General features: G+C 68.3%; 13 protein-coding genes, 3 tRNA genes and 2 pseudogenes. 10 read left to right on the top strand and 8 right to left on the bottom strand.

Annotated features, from left to right (window positions below; genetic code table 11):
• Positions 1–37 precede the first annotated feature (37 nt).
• Positions 38–1,954, top strand: a complete 1,917-nt coding sequence (dnaG, locus tag IF11_RS0125905; RefSeq protein WP_030354136.1) for a DNA primase — start codon at positions 38–40, stop codon at positions 1,952–1,954.
• 536 nt (positions 1,955–2,490) lie between these two features.
• Positions 2,491–3,447, top strand: a pseudogene (locus IF11_RS0125900) (RNA polymerase sigma factor); the annotation flags it as partial.
• A 112-nt stretch (positions 3,448–3,559) separates the two neighbouring features.
• Here IF11_RS0125900 and IF11_RS0125895 read toward each other — a convergent pair.
• From IF11_RS0125895 to IF11_RS0125880, 4 genes are all read right to left on the bottom strand, one after another.
• Complete coding sequence (locus IF11_RS0125895) at positions 3,560–5,485, bottom strand: ABC transporter ATP-binding protein (RefSeq protein ID WP_030354134.1); 1,926 nt, start codon at positions 5,483–5,485, stop codon at positions 3,560–3,562.
• Positions 5,485–7,218 (bottom strand): ABC transporter ATP-binding protein, encoded by a 1,734-nt coding sequence (locus IF11_RS0125890; protein WP_030354133.1) that lies wholly within the window; start codon positions 7,216–7,218, stop codon positions 5,485–5,487. The genes IF11_RS0125895 and IF11_RS0125890 overlap by 1 nt, the downstream gene beginning before the upstream one ends.
• Before the next feature lie 194 nt (positions 7,219–7,412).
• Positions 7,413–8,858, bottom strand: a complete 1,446-nt coding sequence (locus IF11_RS0125885; protein ID WP_030354132.1) for an FGGY family carbohydrate kinase — start codon at positions 8,856–8,858, stop codon at positions 7,413–7,415.
• A gap of 69 nt (positions 8,859–8,927) precedes the next feature.
• Positions 8,928–9,227, bottom strand: a complete 300-nt coding sequence (locus IF11_RS0125880) for a hypothetical protein (RefSeq protein WP_030354131.1) — start codon at positions 9,225–9,227, stop codon at positions 8,928–8,930.
• A gap of 220 nt (positions 9,228–9,447) precedes the next feature.
• On the opposite strand from IF11_RS0125880, the gene IF11_RS0125875 reads away from it, so the two are divergent.
• The 3 genes from IF11_RS0125875 (at position 9,448) to IF11_RS0125865 (ending at position 9,918) form a co-directional block, all read left to right on the top strand.
• Positions 9,448–9,520 (top strand) — tRNA-Asn (locus IF11_RS0125875).
• Between the two features lie 5 nt (positions 9,521–9,525).
• Positions 9,526–9,598 (top strand) — tRNA-Asn (locus tag IF11_RS0125870).
• A gap of 246 nt (positions 9,599–9,844) precedes the next feature.
• Positions 9,845–9,918 (top strand) — tRNA-Ile (locus tag IF11_RS0125865).
• Between the two features lie 74 nt (positions 9,919–9,992).
• On the opposite strand, the pseudogene IF11_RS36980 reads toward IF11_RS0125865, so the two are convergent.
• Together IF11_RS36980 and IF11_RS0125855 are read right to left on the bottom strand one after the other, a co-directional pair.
• Positions 9,993–11,564 (bottom strand): annotated as a pseudogene (locus IF11_RS36980) (tyrosine-type recombinase/integrase).
• A gap of 107 nt (positions 11,565–11,671) precedes the next feature.
• A complete protein-coding gene (locus tag IF11_RS0125855; RefSeq protein ID WP_030354130.1) occupies positions 11,672–12,121 on the bottom strand; it encodes a hypothetical protein in 450 nt (149 codons plus the stop codon).
• A 136-nt stretch (positions 12,122–12,257) separates the two neighbouring features.
• Here IF11_RS0125855 and IF11_RS0125845 point away from each other — a divergent pair, with 136 nt between their 5' ends.
• Positions 12,258–12,758 (top strand): hypothetical protein, encoded by a 501-nt coding sequence (locus IF11_RS0125845; RefSeq protein WP_133243207.1) that lies wholly within the window; start codon positions 12,258–12,260, stop codon positions 12,756–12,758.
• 268 nt (positions 12,759–13,026) lie between these two features.
• Here IF11_RS0125845 and IF11_RS0125840 read toward each other — a convergent pair whose 3' ends face one another.
• Both IF11_RS0125840 and ltrA read right to left on the bottom strand, forming a co-directional pair.
• Positions 13,027–13,242 carry a hypothetical protein gene (locus IF11_RS0125840; RefSeq protein WP_030354127.1) on the bottom strand — a complete coding sequence of 72 codons (216 nt, stop codon included), beginning with the start codon at positions 13,240–13,242 and terminating at the stop codon, positions 13,027–13,029.
• A gap of 311 nt (positions 13,243–13,553) precedes the next feature.
• Positions 13,554–14,984, bottom strand: a complete 1,431-nt coding sequence (ltrA, locus tag IF11_RS0125835; protein WP_030354126.1) for a group II intron reverse transcriptase/maturase — start codon at positions 14,982–14,984, stop codon at positions 13,554–13,556.
• Between the two features lie 707 nt (positions 14,985–15,691).
• On the opposite strand from ltrA, the gene IF11_RS0125825 reads away from it, so the two are divergent.
• From IF11_RS0125825 to IF11_RS37935, 4 genes are all read left to right on the top strand, one after another.
• Positions 15,692–15,958 (top strand): hypothetical protein, encoded by a 267-nt coding sequence (locus tag IF11_RS0125825; protein WP_030354125.1) that lies wholly within the window; start codon positions 15,692–15,694, stop codon positions 15,956–15,958.
• A 253-nt stretch (positions 15,959–16,211) separates the two neighbouring features.
• Positions 16,212–16,679, top strand: coding sequence for a tectonin domain-containing protein (locus IF11_RS0125820; protein WP_030354124.1), 468 nt, complete (start codon positions 16,212–16,214; stop codon positions 16,677–16,679).
• A gap of 99 nt (positions 16,680–16,778) precedes the next feature.
• Positions 16,779–17,987 carry a DUF6531 domain-containing protein gene (locus IF11_RS43275; protein WP_030354123.1) on the top strand — a complete coding sequence of 403 codons (1,209 nt, stop codon included), beginning with the start codon at positions 16,779–16,781 and terminating at the stop codon, positions 17,985–17,987.
• A complete protein-coding gene (locus IF11_RS37935; RefSeq protein ID WP_165840688.1) occupies positions 17,984–18,361 on the top strand; it encodes an RHS repeat domain-containing protein in 378 nt (125 codons plus the stop codon). The genes IF11_RS43275 and IF11_RS37935 overlap by 4 nt, the downstream gene beginning before the upstream one ends.
• Positions 18,362–18,495 lie beyond the last annotated feature (134 nt).

The following is an 18,495-nucleotide window of genomic DNA, read 5'->3' as shown; positions in this document are numbered from 1 at the left end:
GTCCATGGGTGTCAGTACGTCCCCGTAGAATTCACGCGTGGCCGGCAGGATCAACGATGACGACGTGAAGGCGGTTCGGGACGCGGTCCCGATCGACGCCGTCGTGTCCGACTACCTCCAGCTGCGCAGCGCGGGCGGTGGCAACCTCAAGGGGCTCTGCCCGTTCCACGACGAGAAGTCCCCCTCCTTCCAGGTCAGTCCGAGCAAGGGTCTCTTCCACTGCTTCGGCTGCCAGGAGGGCGGGGACACCATCGCCTTCGTCATGAAGATCGACCATCTCTCCTTCTCCGAGACGGTCGAGCGGCTCGCCGCCAAGGCGGGCATCACCCTCCGGTACGAAGAGGGCGGATACAACCCGGCGAGCCAGCGCGGCGAGCGCACCCGCCTGGTGGAGGCGCACAAGATCGCCGCCGAGTTCTATGTCGAGCAGCTCTCCGGGCCCGAGGCCGAGACCGGCCGGAAATTCCTCGCGGAACGCGGTTTCGACCAGGCCGCCGCCGAGCATTTCGGGGTGGGTTACAGCCCCGTCGGCTGGGACCATCTCACCCGCTTTCTGCGCGGCAAGGGCTTCACCGACAAGGAACTGCTGCTCTCCGGCCTCTCCCAGGACGGCCGCCGCGGTCCCATCGACCGCTTCCGCGGCCGGCTGATGTGGCCCATCCGCGATATCTCCGGCGAGGTGGTCGGCTTCGGCGCGCGCAAGCTGCGCGAGGACGACAACGGCCCGAAGTACCTCAACACCCCCGAGACGTCGATCTACAAGAAGTCCCAGGTGCTGTACGGCGTCGACCTGGCGAAGAAGGATATCGCCAAGGCCAGCCGCGCCGTGGTCGTCGAGGGGTACACCGATGTGATGGCCTGTCATCTGGCCGGGGTCACGACCGCCATCGCCACGTGCGGTACGGCCTTCGGCGGCGACCACATCAAGATCCTCCGGCGGCTGCTGATGGACAACGGCAGCGCCCGCGTGATCTTCACCTTCGACGGGGACGCGGCGGGCCAGAAGGCCGCGCTGCGCGCCTTCGAGGACGACCAGAAGTTCGCCGCCGAGACCTATATCGCCATCGCCCCCGACGGGATGGACCCGTGCGAGCTGCGGCTCGCCAAGGGCGACGAGGCCGTCCAGGACCTGGTCCAGCCGCGTACGCCGCTCTTCGAGTTCGCGATCCGCCAGATCGTCTCCCGGTACGACCTGGAGACCCCGGCGGGCCGGGCGGCGGCGCTGGACGAGGCGGCCCCGATCGTCGCGCGGATCAAGAACGGCTCCTCGCAGCACGAGGTCGCGGTCCAGCTGGCGGGCATCCTCGGCATCCTCGACACCCAGTTCGTGGTCAAGCGCGTGGCGCAGATGGCGCGCTGGGCGCGCGACCGCGGCGGCCGGGGCCCGGCGCCCGCCCCCGAGCGCCGCTCGCAGCAGTCGCAGCCGCAGTCGTACGGCGCCCCGGCCCCGCAGGGCCCCACGGGACCCGCGCTCAACCTCCGCAGCCCCGCCCATCGCACCGAGCGCGAGCTGCTGAAGCTCGCCCTCCAGCGGCCCGAGCTGGTCTCCCCGGCCTTCGACGCCTACGGCGAGGACGAGTTCACGGCCCCGCCGTACGCCGCCGTACGCCGCGCCATAGAAGACGCGGGCGGCGCCGAACAGGGCCTGGAGTCCGCCCCCGAGTATCTGGCCAGGGTCCGCGAAGCCGCGCCGAACGACGCGGTGCGCGCCATGGTCACCGAGCTGGCGGTGGAGGTCTTCCACGGCAAGACGATCGACGAGGTCTACGCGGGCCAGCAGCTCGTCCAGGTCAGGCTGCGCGCCGTCGACCGCCGCGTCCGCGATGTGACCGGCACGTTGACCCGGCTGGGCACGCAGTCCGATCCGGACCATTACGCGGCCGTCCAGAAGGAACTGTGGGTGCTTCAGCAGTACGGCCAGTCGCTGCGCAACGACGGCGCCGCCGCTCTGTAGAGCGCCTCCCGGGCTCCGCGCGGTAACGGCGTGGTTACGTACAGGGCGCAAAAAGTCACCGCACGCCCCTCGTGGCAGCGATATGTCGTACCCCACACTGGGGTGCGGTGCCTGAGTTCACCGGAGCGCGGCCGGCCTACCGACGGTGGGCGCCTCACCCCCGCGGATCCGCTCATCGTGTACGGGACGGAAGGCGGCCCGGCCGTCCTCGTCCCGCTGCCGTACGCCCCCGCCCCGAACCGGCAGCGATCACCTGGAGGTCGCCCCCCGTGCAGACCCAGACCCAGACCCTCGCCGAGAAGTTAGCCGCGCCCTCACCAGCGCCCCCACCAGCGCCCGCGCACGCCCCATCCGCCGCGTCCCCCGCCGCGCCGCCCGCCGCGCCCCCGCCCGGTCTCGCGCCCGCCGTCCCCGCGCAGAGCCGCGCCGCGCACCACCCCGAGACGGCCGTACCGCAAGCGGAGGCGGAGACAGGACCTCCCGAGGCCGAGACCGCCGGGGAGCCGCTCACCGAGCACCCCGTGGAGGTGCCCCTCGTGCCCGAGCCCACGGGCCGGCCGGGCAGCCGTGCCGACACCGGCGGACCCTCCTCCGATCTCTTCCGCCAGTATCTGCGGGAGATCGGGCGGATACCGCTGCTCACCGCACTCGACGAAGTGGACCTGGCCCGCCGGGTCGAAGCCGGCCTCTTCGCCGAGGAGAAGCTCAGCACCACCCCCGATCTGGACTCCCAGCTGGCCCTGGACCTCGACCGGCTGGTCGTACTGGGCCGGATGGCCAAACGCCGTCTCATCGAGGCCAATCTGCGGCTGGTCGTCTCCGTGGCCAAGCGCTATGTCGGCCGCGGACTGACCATGCTCGATCTCGTCCAGGAGGGAAACCTCGGCCTGATCAGGGCAGTCGAGAAGTTCGACTACGCCCGCGGCTACAAGTTCTCGACATACGCGACCTGGTGGATCCGCCAGGCGATGTCCCGGGCGCTTGCCGACCAGGCCCGCACCATCCGCGTCCCGGTCCATGTGGTCGAGCTGATCAACCGTGTCGTACGCGTTCAGCGCAGACTGCTCCAGGAGCGCGGCTACGAGCCGACCCCCGAAGAGGTGGGCGCGCAGCTGGAGCTGGCCCCCGACCGGGTCAGGGAGGTGCTCCGGCTCTCCCTGGAGCCGGTCTCCCTGCACGCCCCGGTGGGGGAGGAGGAAGATGTCGCGCTCGGCGATCTGATCGAGGACGGCGACGCCGCGTCCCCCGTCGAATCGGCCGCCTTCCTGCTGCTGCGTCAGCATCTGGACGCCGTGCTCTCCACCCTCGGCGAGCGTGAACGCAAGGTCGTCCAGCTGCGGTACGGACTGGCCGACGGCCGGCCCCGCACTCTGGAGGAGATCGGCCGGATCTTCGGCGTGACCCGCGAACGCATACGCCAGATCGAGTCCAAGACGCTCGGCAAACTCCGCGACCACGCCTACGCCGACCAGCTCCGCGGCTACCTGGACTGAGCTCGGAGCCCCGAGACCTGAAACGGGCGCCGCGCCCGTACCCACCCGAAGGCGGAAACGGACGCGGCGCCCGGAATCAGGACCCCTGACCGGGACCCACCGGCCGCGCTGGTCAGTCCACTTCGGCGACCGCCTGCGCGAACTGGGCCGCGTACAGCCGTGCGTACGCGCCCTCCGCCGCCAGCAGCTCGTCGTGCGTGCCCTGTTCGACGATCGCGCCGTTCTCCATCACCAGGATCACGTCCGCGTCCCGGATCGTGGAGAGCCGGTGCGCGATCACAAAGCTCGTACGGCCGTGGGCCAGCCGCGCCATCGCCTTCTGGATCAGCACCTCGGTCCGGGTGTCCACCGAACTGGTCGCCTCGTCCAGCACCAGGATCACCGGATCGGACAGGAACGCCCGTGCGATGGTGATCAGTTGCTTCTCGCCCGCGCTGACCCCCGACCCCTCGTCGTCGATCACGGTGTCGTAGCCCTCGGGGAGCGTACGGATGAACCGGTCGGCGTGGGCCGCCCGCGCCGCCTCCTCGATCTCCTCGCGACCGACCTGGCGCGACGCGCCGTACGCGATGTTGTCCGCGATCGTGCCGCCGAACAGCCAGGTGTCCTGGAGGACCATGCCGATCCCGGACCGCAGTTCCGCACGGGACATCCGCGCCACGTCCGTACCGTCCAGCGTGATCCGGCCGCCCGTGACCTCGTAGAACCGCATCAGCAGATTGACCAGCGTGGTCTTCCCGGCGCCGGTCGGCCCGACGATCGCGACCGTCTGTCCCGGGTCCACCGAGAGCGACAGATCGTCGATCAGCGGCTTCTCGGGCTCGTACCGGAACGACACATGCTCCAGCGCGACCCGGCCCTGCGGCTCGCGCAGCCGCTCCACCGCCGGGGCGTCGGCCTCCTGCTCCTCCGCGTCCAGCAGTTCGAAGATCCGCTCGGCGGAGGCGACACCCGACTGGACCAGGTTGGCCATCGACGCGACCTGCGTCAGCGGCATCGAGAACTGTCGCGAGTACTGGATGAACGCCTGCACATCACCGATCGACAGCGTGCCCGAGGCAACCCGCAGCCCGCCGACGACCGCGACCAGCACATAGTTCAGATTGGAGACGAAGAGCATCAGCGGCTGCATGATCCCGCTGTTGAACTGCGCCTTGAAACCCGCCTCGTAGAGCTGGTCGTTCTGCTCGCGGAACGCCTCGGCCGACTCGTTCTGCCGCCCGAAGACCTTCACCAGGGCGTGCCCGGTGTACATCTCCTCGATATGCGCGTTCAGCGTGCCGGTGACCTTCCACTGCTGGACGAACTGCGGCTGCGACCGCTTGCCGACCTTCGCCGCCACCAGCACCGACAGCGGGACCGTCACCAGCGCGACCAGCGCCAGCAGCGGCGAGATCCAGAACATCATCACCAGCACACCGATGATCGTCAGCAGCGAGTTGATCAGCTGCCCCATCGTCTGCTGCATGGTCTGCGAGATGTTGTCGATGTCGTTCGTCGCCCGGCTGAGCACCTCACCGCGTGGCTGCTGGTCGAAGTACGACAGCGGCAGCCGCGACAGCTTCGCCTGGATCTCCTCGCGCATCCGGTACACCGTGTGGTTGATGACCCGGATGGAGAGGCGCGTCGACACCAGCATCAGCAGCCCGGCGGCGACATAGACCACCAGCACGATCAGCAGGACCTCGCCCACGGCGCCGAAGTCGATGCCCTGGCCCGGGGTGAAGTCCACTCCGGAGAGCAGATCGGCCAGTCCGTTGTCGCCCTTGGCCCGCAGCCCCTCGATGGTCTGCTCCTTGGTGACCCCGCCGGGGGTCTGCCGGCCGACGACCCCCGCGAAGATGAGGTCCGTCGCCCGGCCGAGGATCTTCGGTCCCACGACCGACAGCGCGACGCTCACCACACCGGCCGCGAGCATCCACCACAGGGTGGTCCGCTCCACGGCCAGCAGCCTCAGCAGCCGCTTGCCCGACCCCTTGAAGTCCATGGACCGCTGCGTCGGGCCCGCCATCATCATGCGTCCGCCTGGACCGCTCATCAGGCAGCCTCCGCCTCGGTCAGCTGGGAGAGCACGATCTCCCGGTATGTCTCGTTCTCCGCCATCAGCTCGTGATGCCGGCCCGACCCCACGATCCGCCCCTCGTCGAGCACGACTATGCGGTCGGCGTCACGAATGGTGGAGACCCGCTGGGCGACGATCACGACGGTCGCCTCCGCGGTCTCCCGCGCCAGCGCCCCGCGCAGCGCCGCGTCCGTCGCGTAGTCCAGCGCCGAGAACGAGTCGTCGAACAGATAGATCTCCGGCCGCTGCACCAGCGTCCGCGCGATCGCGAGCCGCTGCCGCTGCCCGCCGGAGACATTCGTACCGCCCTGCGCGATCGGCGCGTTCAGCCCGCCCTCCAGGGCGGCGACGAACTCCCTCGCCTGAGCGACCCCCAGCGCGTGCCACAACTCCTCGTCGGTGGCGTCGGGATTGCCGTACCGCAGATTCGTCGCCACCGTCCCGGAGAACAGATACGGCTTCTGCGGTACGAGACTCACGGTCTTCGCCAGCAGCACCGGATCCAGCTCGCGCACATTCTGGCCGTCGACGAGCACCTCCCCGCCGGTCGCGTCGAACAGCCGCGGTACGAGCCCGAGCAGCGTCGACTTCCCGCTGCCCGTCGACCCGATGACCGCGGTCGTCTCACCGGGCCGCGCCACCAGCGACACCTCGCGCAGGACGGGCTCCTCGGCGCCGGGGAAACGGAACTCCGCGTCCCGCACCTCCAGATGCCCGTGCCGGCGCAGCTCCCGCACCGGGTTCTCCGGCGGTACGACGCTCGAACTGGTGTCGAGCACTTCCTCTATGCGCTCGGCGCACACCTCGGCGCGCGGCACCATCATGAACATGAAGGTGGCCATCATCACCGCCATCACGATCTGCATCAGATACGCGAGGAACGCGGTCAGCGCGCCGATCTCCATCCCGCCGCTGTCGATCCGGTGCGCGCCGAACCAGACGACGGCGACGGACGACAGATTCACGACCGTCATCACGGTCGGGAACATCAGCGCCATCAGCCGGCCGGTCGACAGCGCGACATCGGTCAGCTCGGTGTTGGCGCCCTTGAAGCGCTCCTTCTCGTAGTCGTCCCGTACGAAGGCCCTGATCACGCGGTTGCCGGTGATCTGCTCGCGCAGCACCCGGTTCACCGTGTCCAGGCGGGTCTGCATGGTCCGGAACAGCGGCCGCATCTTCCGGACGATGAGGCCCACGGAGATCCCGAGGAGCGGCACGACCGCCAGCAGCACCGACGACAGCGGGATGTCCTGGCCGAGCGCCAGGACGATGCCGCCGATACACATGATGGGCGCGGACACCATCAGCGTGAACGACATCAGGACCAGCATCTGGACCTGCTGGACGTCATTGGTGGTGCGGGTGATCAGCGAGGGGGCGCCGAAGTGACCCACCTCACGGGCGGAGAAGCTCTGCACCCGCCCGAAGATGGCGGCCCGCACATCCCGGCCGAGGGCGGAGGCGGTCCGCGCGCCGTAGTACACGGCGCCGATGTTGCAGATCACCTGGACGACGCTGACGGCGATCATGATGCCGCCGAACTCCAGGATGTAGCCCGAGTCCCCCTTCACGACACCGTTGTCGATGATGTCGGCGTTGAGGGTGGGCAGATAGAGGGTGGCGCACGTCTGCAACAGCTGGAGCGCCACCAGCAGGGCTATTGGTCTCTTGTACGGGGCGAGATGGGCTCGCAGAAGTCGTAGCAGCACGCGCAGTCTCTCGGGGTCGGCTCGGGATGGAGGTCGCGAGAACGGGGATCAGCCCCCATCTTGCGGTACCGCCCCCGCGGAGCCCCACGGGTTTATGTCCAAGGACGGGTCAAGAACGGGGGGCAAGCCCCGCCCGCCATGAAGGCGCCCGCGTGGCTCTCTCCCCACCGGCCCGTCCCACCGGCCCGTCCCGCTCAGCCCCCGTGCCCGAACGCCCCGGGGTGGATCTGCTCCCGCGTCGCCGTGTACTGCTGCCGTACCGCCGTGCCCACGGCCGCGTCCTCACCGGGTTCGAAGACCTGCGCCGCCGCGCCCTGCCAGGCCGGCGGGTTGTGCGGGGAGAGCGACCCCCGCGAGACCCCGAGCGCCCAGGCCGCCTGCCGCGCCGCGCCGATCGCCGTGTAGTCGGCCGGCTGCGGTACGACGACCTGCGCCCCGAAGATCGCCGGAGCCAGGGCCTGTACGGCGGGCAGCTCGGCGGCGGCGCCCAGCAGGAACACCCGCCGTACCTCCACGCCCCGTCCGCGCAGCACGTCCATCGCGTCGGCGAGCGAGCAGAGCATCCCCTCGAACGCGGCCCGCGCCAGATGCTCCGGCTTCATCGACTCGCGCCGCAGCCCGGTCAGCGTGCCCGCCGTGTGCGGCAGCTGCGGGGTCCGCTCGCCCTCCAGATACGGCAGGAACACCAGCCCCGAGGAGCCCGGCGTGGACTTCAGCGCGAGCTCGGACAGTTCGGCCAGCTCCGCCGTGCCCAGCAGCTCCGCCGTACCGCGCAGCGCCCTGACGGCGTTCAGCGTGTGCACGACGGGCAGATGCATCCCGGTGGCGTCCGCGAAGGAAGTGATCATTCCGGACGGGTCGGCCGCCGCCTCGTGATGGACTGCCATCACCGACCCCGACGCCCCCAGCGACACCACGGCGTCCCCGACCGCGACGCCGAGCCCGAACGCGGCGGCCATCGTCTCGCCGGTCCCCGCCGAGATCAGCAGCCCCTCGGGGGTGGTCCCGGCGGCGTCCGCGGGGCCGAGCACCTCGGGCAGCGCGGCCTGGTGCCCGAGCGCCAGCTCCACCAGATCCGGCCGGTACGCCCCCGTACGCGCGGACCAGTAGCCGGTCCCGGAGGCCCCGCCCCGGTCGGTCGTCCTGCGCGCCGGGCGCCCCAGCAGCTGCCAGACCAGCCAGTCGTGCGGCTGGAGCACCAGCGCGGTGCGCTGCGCCGCCTCGGGCTCGGTCCGCGCCAGCCAGCGCAGCTTCGCCACGAGCTGACTCGACTGCGGTACGGACCCGACGGCCTCGGCCCAGGCGTGCCGCCCGCCCAGCGCGTCGACCAGATCGGCGGCGGCGACCTGCGCGCGCTTGTCGTTGCCGACCAGCGCGGGCCGTACGGGGTTGCCCTGCCGGTCCAGCGCCACCATGCCGTGCTGCTGCGCCGCCACCCCGATGGCCTGCACGCCCTCCAGCAGCCCGCCGGACGCGGCCTCGCCGAGGGAGAGCAGCCAGGCCTGCGGATCGACCTCGGTGGCTTTGGGCTCGACCGGATGGGCCGCGTACCCCTGCCGCAGCACGGCACCTGTGTCCGCGTCGCAGACGACGACGCGTGTGAACCCGGACGAACTGTCCAACCCGGCGACTATTCCCATGACACCCGATTCTGCCGCACGCGCGGCACAAGGCGCGCTGCCGGGACGCCCCGGGTGTGCTGATCCGGGTCAGGTATTGCTCGTACCCCAGTCGTCCTGGCCGTTCTGACTCCGCTCGCGCAGGGAGCGCACACGCTGGGCGACGGAATCGGGCAGCTTGTCGCCGACCAAGCCGTTCACCGAGTGGTACGCCTTGCCCGCGACCTCCCGGCCGGTCTGCGCGGCGGACTCGGCCGCGTTGCGCACCGCCGGATTCTGCGACACCTGGCGGGCCGATTTCTTGAGCTGCTCGTAACGCTCACGGCCGGCGCGGGTCCCCAGGACATATCCGCAAGCCAGTCCCGCGATGAATGTGAGGCGGTACCGCATGGCTGCCACCCTTCCCTCTTGGCGTCGGAGTCCCCAGCGTCAGCGTCGGACCGTAGGTCTGTGCTCTCCGCCTACCCCGTCGGGGCCCGGGATCACCTGGCGTGCCCCGGGTGGATACCGATTGGCAAAGCACCCCCCTGCTTGCGCTAATGTATGTGTCGCAGCGAACGTGCGCCGCCCGGGAGGACCGGGGTAGGTACGTTCGGTGCAGACGCAGCAATCCCCTGTAGCTCAATTGGCAGAGCAGCCGGCTGTTAACCGGCAGGTTACTGGTTCGAGTCCAGTCGGGGGAGCGCGATCCCCTGTAGCTCAATTGGCAGAGCATTCGGCTGTTAACCGGAGGGTTGCTGGTTCGAGTCCAGCCGGGGGAGCGGTAACACGAAGAGGACCCTTCGGGGTCCTTTTTCGTGTGCCCGTTGTCACTCCCGGATGCTCCGCCGACCGGGCTTCCCGCCCCTTTTGGGTACCTCTTACGGATCTACTCCGCGGTTCCTGGAACCGGGCGGCGCACGGCGAAGTCCTCATGGTCAGAGGATGCCGACCATCCGAGGCAGGAGATCGTATGAGCGGCTATGCTGCGGCAGACGGCGCGCACAAATGTGCGCGACGCGCCGTTAGGGGCGGTAGCTCAGCCGGTTAGAGCAGCGGACTCATAATCCGTCGGCCGTGGGTTCGAGTCCCACCCGCCCCACGGGAACACACGTTTGATGAATCGTTCCCACCTGGCATCCGAGCGCCCCACGTGGCCTAGACCACATGGGGCGCTCAGTGGTTTACAGGGTCTTGCGTGAGCGGTGCGTGAGCGGGCGTGCCGGACGGCCGTGCATGGCGGGCGCGGGGAACCACAGCTTCGGCATTCCTCGCTACCTCCTTGTCGACCTGGGGCAGAAGACTGGTGTACGTGTCAGACGCTAGCTGAATAGTTCCGTGTCGCAGCGTTTCCTTGATCGCGTGGAGGTCACCTCCACCCGCATGGATCAAGGTTGCAGCCACATGGCGCAGATCCCGGAGGCTGATCGGCGGAAGGTCCGCTTCGCGGACGAGCCGCCGGAAGACGTCTGACACCTTCTGAGGGTGCAGCCAAGCCCCGTCCTCCTGTACGAACACTTTGCCCGTCTCGTGCCAGGGAAGCCTCTTCCCGAGCCGCTCTCGACGCTCGTCCAGCTGCCGTACACGGTGCTCCAGCAGGACCTGTGTCGTCCCCGGTCCGAGCGCCATGAGGGCCTCACTGTCCTCCGTCTTCGGCTTACTCTCGACCGGCGTCCACCCGTCCTGAACGATCGTCTTGGACACCCGGAGCGTCTCGGCCCCGAGGTTGACGTCCGCCCACGCCTGCCCGACCGCCTCGCCGCGGCGAAGCCCCCGGAAGGCGATCAGATGGAACAGCGCGTACAGGCGGTCGCCTTCGGCGTGGTCCAGGAACGTACCGACCTGTTCCGGTGTCCACACCATGACCGCTGACGGAGCCTCACCGGTCTCGCGCCAGTGTTCGACGTGCTCGGCCGACCATAGGACGGCCTTTGGGCGCTTGCCCGACTCCAGCTCGACATGCGATGCCGGATTGAACGTCAGCAACTGCTGGGAGATAGCGCCGTTGAGCGCCGCGCGCAGGGTCGCGCGGATGCGCTGCTGGGTTGCCGGCCCCGTAATGCGACGGTACGGAGGCAGCTCCGCCAGCTTCGCGCGCTCGGCCGCCAGACGGGCGGTCTCGGAGGCCGGAGGCCGCGACCGCTTCCCCCAGGTCGCTCGCTGCTGCTGCTCACGGCGCTGGGCGTTCTCGGCCTCGATCGTCTCGTTCGCGTCATCGATGGCGTCGAAGAACTCCACCAGGTGGCCAACGTTCAGCCGGTCCAGGAGCAGATGTCCGATGCCCAGCTTCAGGTGGACGTCGATATGAGAGCCGTATCCGCGCAGAGTGGTCTTGCGCTTCTTCTTCGCCGCGTGCTACTCGTCCAGCCAGGCCCCGACCGTCAGCTGACTGACGAGCGCCTGCCCGGCACGGAACCGACGACGTGTCTGTTCGAGGTCGGGCAGCGGCGCTTTCTTGTCCTTGCTAATGCTCTCCAGCAGATCGCCGATGCGGACCTGGCCGTCCGCGTCGTTTCCGTCTGGCAGGGCGAGCAGTGCCCGAACCTTGTCCAGGCACTCCTGGGCCTTCTTCGCCGACTCGTACCCGGACCGGCTGAAGCTGCGCCGGCCGCCGTCCGCTCGCGCGGGCAGCTTCTGGCGCACGGCGTACACCCCGTGCCTACGGCTGGACAGTTGCGGGCAGTCCCCGCTCAGCGATCTACCGTCCTCGCCGCGGCAGTAGCAGCGGCGGTACGTCGAACCTTTCACGATACCTCCTGGAACTGAACTGGCCCGCTGGACGCGGGTGCCACTCACCAGTCTGTTCGGTAGGCGGCCGGACATGGCCGCCATACAGAACTCCGGTCGTGAATCGGTCAGTTGCCCAGCGGATTCCCGCCGCGCCAGCGCTGCACCCAGAGCCCATCCCCGGTGATCCGTGTGAGGTACTCGTTCATCTCGTCACACAGCCGTGGCGTGGCGAGGCCCGAGCGGATCACCCACGCGAACCGCCCTTGCACTTCCAGGGGCATGCAGGTTAGGCCGCCTGGCAGCTCTCGCGCAGGAACGATTCTCCAGGCGACGTGGGCCAGCCCGAGCCCCTCCGGCGCCTTGTAGACGCGGTCCGAGCCCTCCGGGTCCCAGGTCTGTGCCCATCGGCCCTCGGCTCCGAGAATCTGCGCATGGTAGTCGTTCAGGTCCCGGCAGAGGTCTGGATGTGCGTGGCCGTACCGGATGGCCACGGTGATGGCCCCGTCGTCCTCGGTGAGCAGGCATGCCCGACCGGCGGGGATGCCTGCCTTCTCGCCCCCCAGCAAGAAGTGCACCCGTGTCACCTCATTAACTTTGATCATGTCGTGCGCCCCCCTCGGACTGACCGTACGTCAGTTCGAATCCGGAGCCGGAAGTAAAGACTCCGTGCGCCTGGCCGTCCCCACCATCACCGCACTGTAGGAGGACCCGATGGCCTGGCTGCCAGGGCAGAGAATCACCGCACAACGCCTACGGGACAACCACCCGCGGCCCATCTCGTACGACGCCATCACCAGCAATAGCTCGGCGACGACCACCACGGAAATCGTGGCGCTCACATCAACACCGGTCACCTACCGCACCGGCCGCGCCTACCGCATCTCCCTCAAGTGCGCCGTCCAGACATCAGCGGCCGCCGACCGCGTCACCGTGCGGCTCCGCAAGCTCAACTCCACCGGAGCCGTGTACGTCGAAATCCCGCACGTCGTCATCCCCGCCACCACACCCGCGAACCAGCTGGCCGAGTCCTCGGTACTGGCCAGCAACGACACCGGCGCCGACATCTCCACCGCGCTCGCCCTCACCATCGTGCGCAACGCCGGCACCGGCAACGTCCTGATCACTGGATCAAGCGCCGCGTTCGTGGGCCACATCCTGGTTGAGGACTACGGCCCGTCCTCCGACTTCCCCAACTCCCGCGCCATCACCTAGGCCCTGTCCGGCCGATCTTCGCGGGCCCGCTACGCCTGGCACGCACGCTCGCCCCGTTGTCGGAGTCGCCCGAGTACGGCCGGGCCATCCACGACGCCGATCCTCCGCCTTGCGATCGCACGCACCAGACGCCGCGGTCTGATCCGCGAAGATCGACCGGACGGGACCTAGGGCGTGTCCGACGGGTCGGCACAGTCCCTGCGACTCTCCCGGCTACGCTCGCGCGGGAGCGCCCCGCGGCGCGTGGCTGCGGGGCGCCTTGTGGGGTTTAGTCGACCTCCTGGCCGTCGTATTTACCGCCCTTGCAGGGGTTGCCCGGCAAGTCGATCCGGGGCACTCCGCCGCCCTGCCTGCACTCAGAAGGGCTGACGACGGATGGGGCGCCCGTTGCGGTGGCGGCGGTGGCGGTGGCGGCGCCTGTGAGGCCGAGTCCGGCGAGGGCTGCCGTGGCGATGACGGCGGCGAGGATTCGTCGAATGTGCATTTGGTTCCCCTTTCACGGATTGCCTCGGTGGGGCACTAGCCAGCATGAGCTCCGCCCATGTGGGTGGCACATCGTGTTGCGCCATTCAGGTGGCATGGCTGTCGGGAGCGGGGCCGCTGACCCGGCCCGCCCAAGGCCTTTCGCGGCCGACTGGGAAGGCGGGACGGACGGCGGAGCGGTCGGTGAGGTCGACTCGGGGCGCCCTGCCGATGTCTCCACCAGCGGGTTTCCCGGAGCCGCCTCCCGAACCCGGCGTGCCCGTCTCCGGGCACCGGGCTCTCCACAAATCCCGTTTCGGGGTGCTCAGTTCCTCATGCCGCAGTGGGCCACGGGGTCGGGATGAGTGTTCCCCGGTATCGGTATCTGGTCGTGCTCACCTTTGCCGGGTTGAACATTTCCGCTTCCTCCGTGACAGGCCACCAGCCACCGCCGTAATAGCGTCGACGGAGCTGCTTCCAAGTGATCCCGGGATACTTGCGCCGGATCCATCGCGTCACCCTCATCCACGTGTAGTGGCTGAGGTAACAGAAAGCGACGTTCGACACTCCGGGACGGAAGTACGCGCACCATCCCCGCAACACCGAATTCAGCCGGTAGAGCAAGGACTCCAGCGACAAGCCGACGTTCTGCCGTCCGGTCAGTTCCTTCACCTTGCCCGTTGCGGAACGCACTGACTTCCGTGCCGGATAGGTGTAGATGTACTGCCGGTCAGTGCCCAGTTTCCGGTGGCGCTGGATGCGCCATCCGAGAAAATCAAGGCCCTCGTCAATGTGCGTGATCTTTGTCTTCTCCACCGACAGGCGAAGGCCCATCGGCTTCAACGCCTCCGCGACCTCGTCGCGTAATTCCTCGGCATGCTCACGGCGCCCGAAGACAAGCACGAGGAAGTCGTCCGCATACCGGACCAGCCGGTAGTTGGGCAATCCCCGGCGCCGTCTCCTGCGCCGATCCTCGGAGGTGCTATCTGATCCTCCAAGCCCCTGGGCGATGTGCTCGTCCAGGACCGAGAGCGCGATGTTGGCCAGCAGCGGCGACAGGATCCCGCCCTGCGGGGTCCCGGTGCGTGTGTCCGTGAGGGCTCCGTCCCGGGACAGGATCCCGGACTTCAAGAACGCCTTCACCAAGGACAGCACCCGCTTGTCCCCGATTCGATTCCGCACCCGCTCCATGAGAGCCGGGTGCGCGATCTCATCGAAGCACGCCGTGATATCGCCCTCCACCACCCACTCATACCCGTGGCTGGCGAGGTAGCGAGTCTCGGCGATCGCGTCCTGAGCCCGGCGATTCGGGCGGAACCCATAGGAACACGGGAGGAAATCCGCTTCGAACACCGGCTCCAGCACCAGTTTCAAAGACGCCTGGACCACTCGGTCCGCCACGGTCGGAATCCCAAGGCGGCGGAGTTTGCCGTTCGCCTTGGGAATCATCCGCTCGCGGACGGGAACCGGCCGGAAGCTGCGGTCTCTGACCTGAGCCCGCAGCCTGCCGAGAAACATCTCGACTCCCTGCCCGGCCTCGATGGAGCGTGCGGTCTTCCCGTCCACTCCGGCCGTGCGGGCACCCTTGTTTCCCCGGACACGGTCCCACGCCACCAACAGGAAGGCGGGATCGGCCACGAGGTTGAACAGATCGTCGAACCTGCGATAAGAATCATCAACAGCCCAACGGTGCAGCTTGGTCTGGATCTCCAGTACCCGGCGTTCGGCCTTCATCAAGGCCCATTCCAGCTCGTCGGAATTCACCGGCGACCACCTCCTGGCATTCCAGCATCCTTACTGCCGACTTGCTGGCCCCCTTCCCCATGTGGCCGGCTTTCCTGGCCTCGGAGTACTACGGAGCCTCCGTCCTGCCCGACGGCCATCAGCCGGCGATGGGCCTGCCCTCCACCGGACTGGAGATCCGGCATCGGGCGACCGCGGGCAGTTCCCACGTTCACCACGGAATCGATTGACGGGTGAGGTGCCCAGCTCTACCCCGGCAGCATCGCCACGCTTACGCCGCAGGCTTTCGGCGTGGCCTCCCCACCGGTAGGTAGAACCGGCTTCGGAGTCGGCCGCCGACCATCGGCGACCGTGCACTGCATCCGGCCCGCATCCGCCAGGTTGGAGCCGGTGTCGTAATTACGGGGCGTCAAGCACTGATTCCTCGCGTACACCTTCCCGTCTCACTAGCCGGACCCGGACCGTCTGGCAGTGCCAGCCCGTCCCGACGTTGTCGGGGCTGCTTACCGCCCGACTCGGCATCCCCCGAGCCGAACTGCCCCCAGCTTCAACCAGGTTGCTGCGACAACCCGGCGGTGAAGGTCTCTCACCTCACTCGATTCCATGGCGCCTCGTGGCGCACCCACCCGCTACGACAAACGCGGCTACGTCTACCTAGGCACAGCAACCGTCGCAGCCCTCACCATCTGGCTCCGAACATGATCGGCCGGACAAGTCCTAGGAGCGACATGGCCCTGACCGTCCCAGAATTCACCCAGCCCGCCACGCAGTGCGTCATCTCGGTATCCAGCACCGACGCCGGAATCGGTGTCACCATCCCGCTCCACCCCACCCAAGTAGGCGCCTGGACCGACCAGGACCTGAAGGACAAAGTCGCCGCGCTCGCCGCCGCCCTCCTGCCCTTCCTCGAACCCGAGTTCACCGTCCAGTCCTCCGTGTGGTGGAACACCTCAGCGAGCGAACTGGCATTCCGCGCCCAGATACCAGCCCGCTGACCCAGCTCCCACCCGGGCCCCGAGCCACCTCCGCCGAGAACCAGTCGCCGTTCTGGGCCTCTTGTGGGTTACAGCGTTTCCGGCCTCCTAATTGCGTGAAGGGCGGGCTGCCTCCCATGCAATCAGGAGCACGGAAAAGACCAAACAGCGATTTTTGGATGATCTCAGCAGTCAATCCATATATCCGGTCGTTTGGATGACCCTGCCGAGCAGCAAGCTCCCTCTGGAACATTCCAGGCGAAGGGGCATGAAAATGGCTGACTGGAAGAACATCTCTGGCGGTCTCACGACGATCTCGGTCGGGTCCAGGACGCATGTGTGGGGCGTGAACTCCCTGGGCCAGATGTACCGCTACACCGGGCATGACGCCAACCCGTGGGTTGGTATCCCCGGTAATGCGGCGGACATCGGGGTCGCCGCCGACGGCACCGTCTACCACGTCAACTCCGGCGGTTCGATCTACCGCTACACCGGAGACCAGGGCTCCACCAACTGGGTCCCTGTCTCCGGCAGTCTCACCCGTATCTCGGTCGGGTCCAGGACGCATGTGTGGGGCGTGAACTCCCTGGGGCAGACGTACCGCTACACCGGGCATGACGCCAACCCGTGGGTTGGTATCCCCAGTAATGCGGTGGACATCGGGGTCGCCGCCGACGGCACCGTCTACCACGTCAACTCCGAGGGTGGGATCTACCGCTACACAGGAGACCAACCGAGCTGACCCCAAGCAACAACTCCGGGGGCCCATGCCCGCAATGGCAGGGGCCCTCATCCTATTCCGCCGGCCCACTGGGCGAAGGTTCAGGGCAAGCACAAGGACTTGGCGGCGGCGGCCCGGATCGTCGGGGGTGCGCTGGACCGGGTGGCGGACATTATCGTGGCGCGGAAGATCGCCGCGGTGGGTGAGCTCGCGGATCTGTGCGCGACGGTGGGAATTACGCTGGCGTTCGCCCCGGTGACGGTCGGTCTTTCGACGCTGCTGGCCGGGGCCAAGATCGCCGCCACCCGGATCGCGTTCAAGCGGATTCTGAAGGAGATGGCGGAGGAGGCCGTGGCGGAGATCGTCGCGACGCTCACGCAGCCGGCGGTCGCCGCGTCGGAGAACATCGTGGCGGACCTGGCGATCCAGACCGCGCTGAATGTCACGGGTGTGCAGGACGGCTACAACGCCGACCAGACCGCGCAGGCAGGCAAGGACGGGCTGCAACTTGCTTCTGCCGGCGGGGCGGGCGGCCTCGGGCGCGGCGGCGGTCCGGAGATCGACCACGATGCGCACGGCCGGACGGGAACGAAGCTCGCTGGTGTGCAGATCTCCATGCGGGACAAGGCGGGAAGCAAGCTCAGCAAGGCCAAGGGGCACCACGGCCGGGCCAAGGGCAAGGATTCTTTGACGGCCGTCCTCGATTCCACCATCGAGAGGATGACGCAGAAGCTCGGTAAGGGGCTCAATGACCTGGGCGAGCACGTCGGCACGACCTTACCCAAGGCCATCACGAAGAGTTCGGTCACGCACAGGGAGACGGACCAGGACATCGGCGACAGGATCAAGAAGATCACGTCCGATGACGGCAAGGACGGCAGCGAGGGCGGCGGGCGTCGTGGCGGCGCGGACGGCGGGCAGCGGAGCCGTCCCGCATCGATGCGGGAAGCGCCGGACAGTTCCCGCGCGTTGGCGGTCTCTCTTCGCAAACGCCGCTGCGAGACCGACCCCGTTGATGTCGCGAGCGGGGACATGGTGCTCCCTCAGACGGATCTGGACCTGCCCGGGGTCCTGCCGCGGTCCTGCGGCGCACGCACATATCCGGCTACCGCTACGGCCACTGCTTCGGGGCCAGTTGGGCGTCCACGCTCGATGAGCGGCTGGAGCTGCTCGGCAGCGGCGCGGCGTGGGCACGGACGGACGGCTCGGTGCTCCTTTACCCCACCCTGCCCGGTGATGAGGGTGAGGAGGTCTGACCGCTCGATGGAGACCGTCTGCCCCTCACCTACGTGGAGACCAGTACCCTGGGGGACATCACGTACGCCGTGAGGGACCCGCGAACGGCCCTGACCTGGCGTTTCACGGGCAATCCCTACAAGTCGGGCGGCCTGTACTGGCTGCGCGAGACAGAAGACCGCAACGGCAACGTCATAAGGATCGGGCGTACTGGGGACGGTCTGCCGACCACGGTGGTCCATGGGGGCGGCTACCGCGTTCTGGTCTCGTGCGACCCGGAACGGGGCCGCGTCACCGCACTGGCGCTGCAGCCCCCTGACGGTCCCGTCCAGGTGCGTTCCTTCGGCTACGACGGCGACGGCAATCTGGAAGCCGTCACCAACTCCTCCGGCTTACCACTGCTGTTCACCTACGACGCGGAAGGCCGGATCACCTCCTGGACCGACCGCAACGACTCCACCTACTAGGGCCTGTGTGATGTCGTGATCAATCAGTCGCCTTGAGCAGGTCGTTGATCCAGATCATGGAGGCGCGGAGGTGGAGGCCGGCGAGGTAGCTCTCGGGTGTCTTGTCGTATCGAGTCGCGATGCCCCGCCAGGCC

This window comes from Streptomyces scopuliridis RB72 (genome assembly GCF_000718095.1).
GTDB classification, from domain to species: domain Bacteria; phylum Actinomycetota; class Actinomycetes; order Streptomycetales; family Streptomycetaceae; genus Streptomyces; species Streptomyces scopuliridis.
The sequence above is the reverse complement of the archived record's forward strand: the minus strand, read 5'-3'. Positions and strand labels throughout refer to the sequence as shown.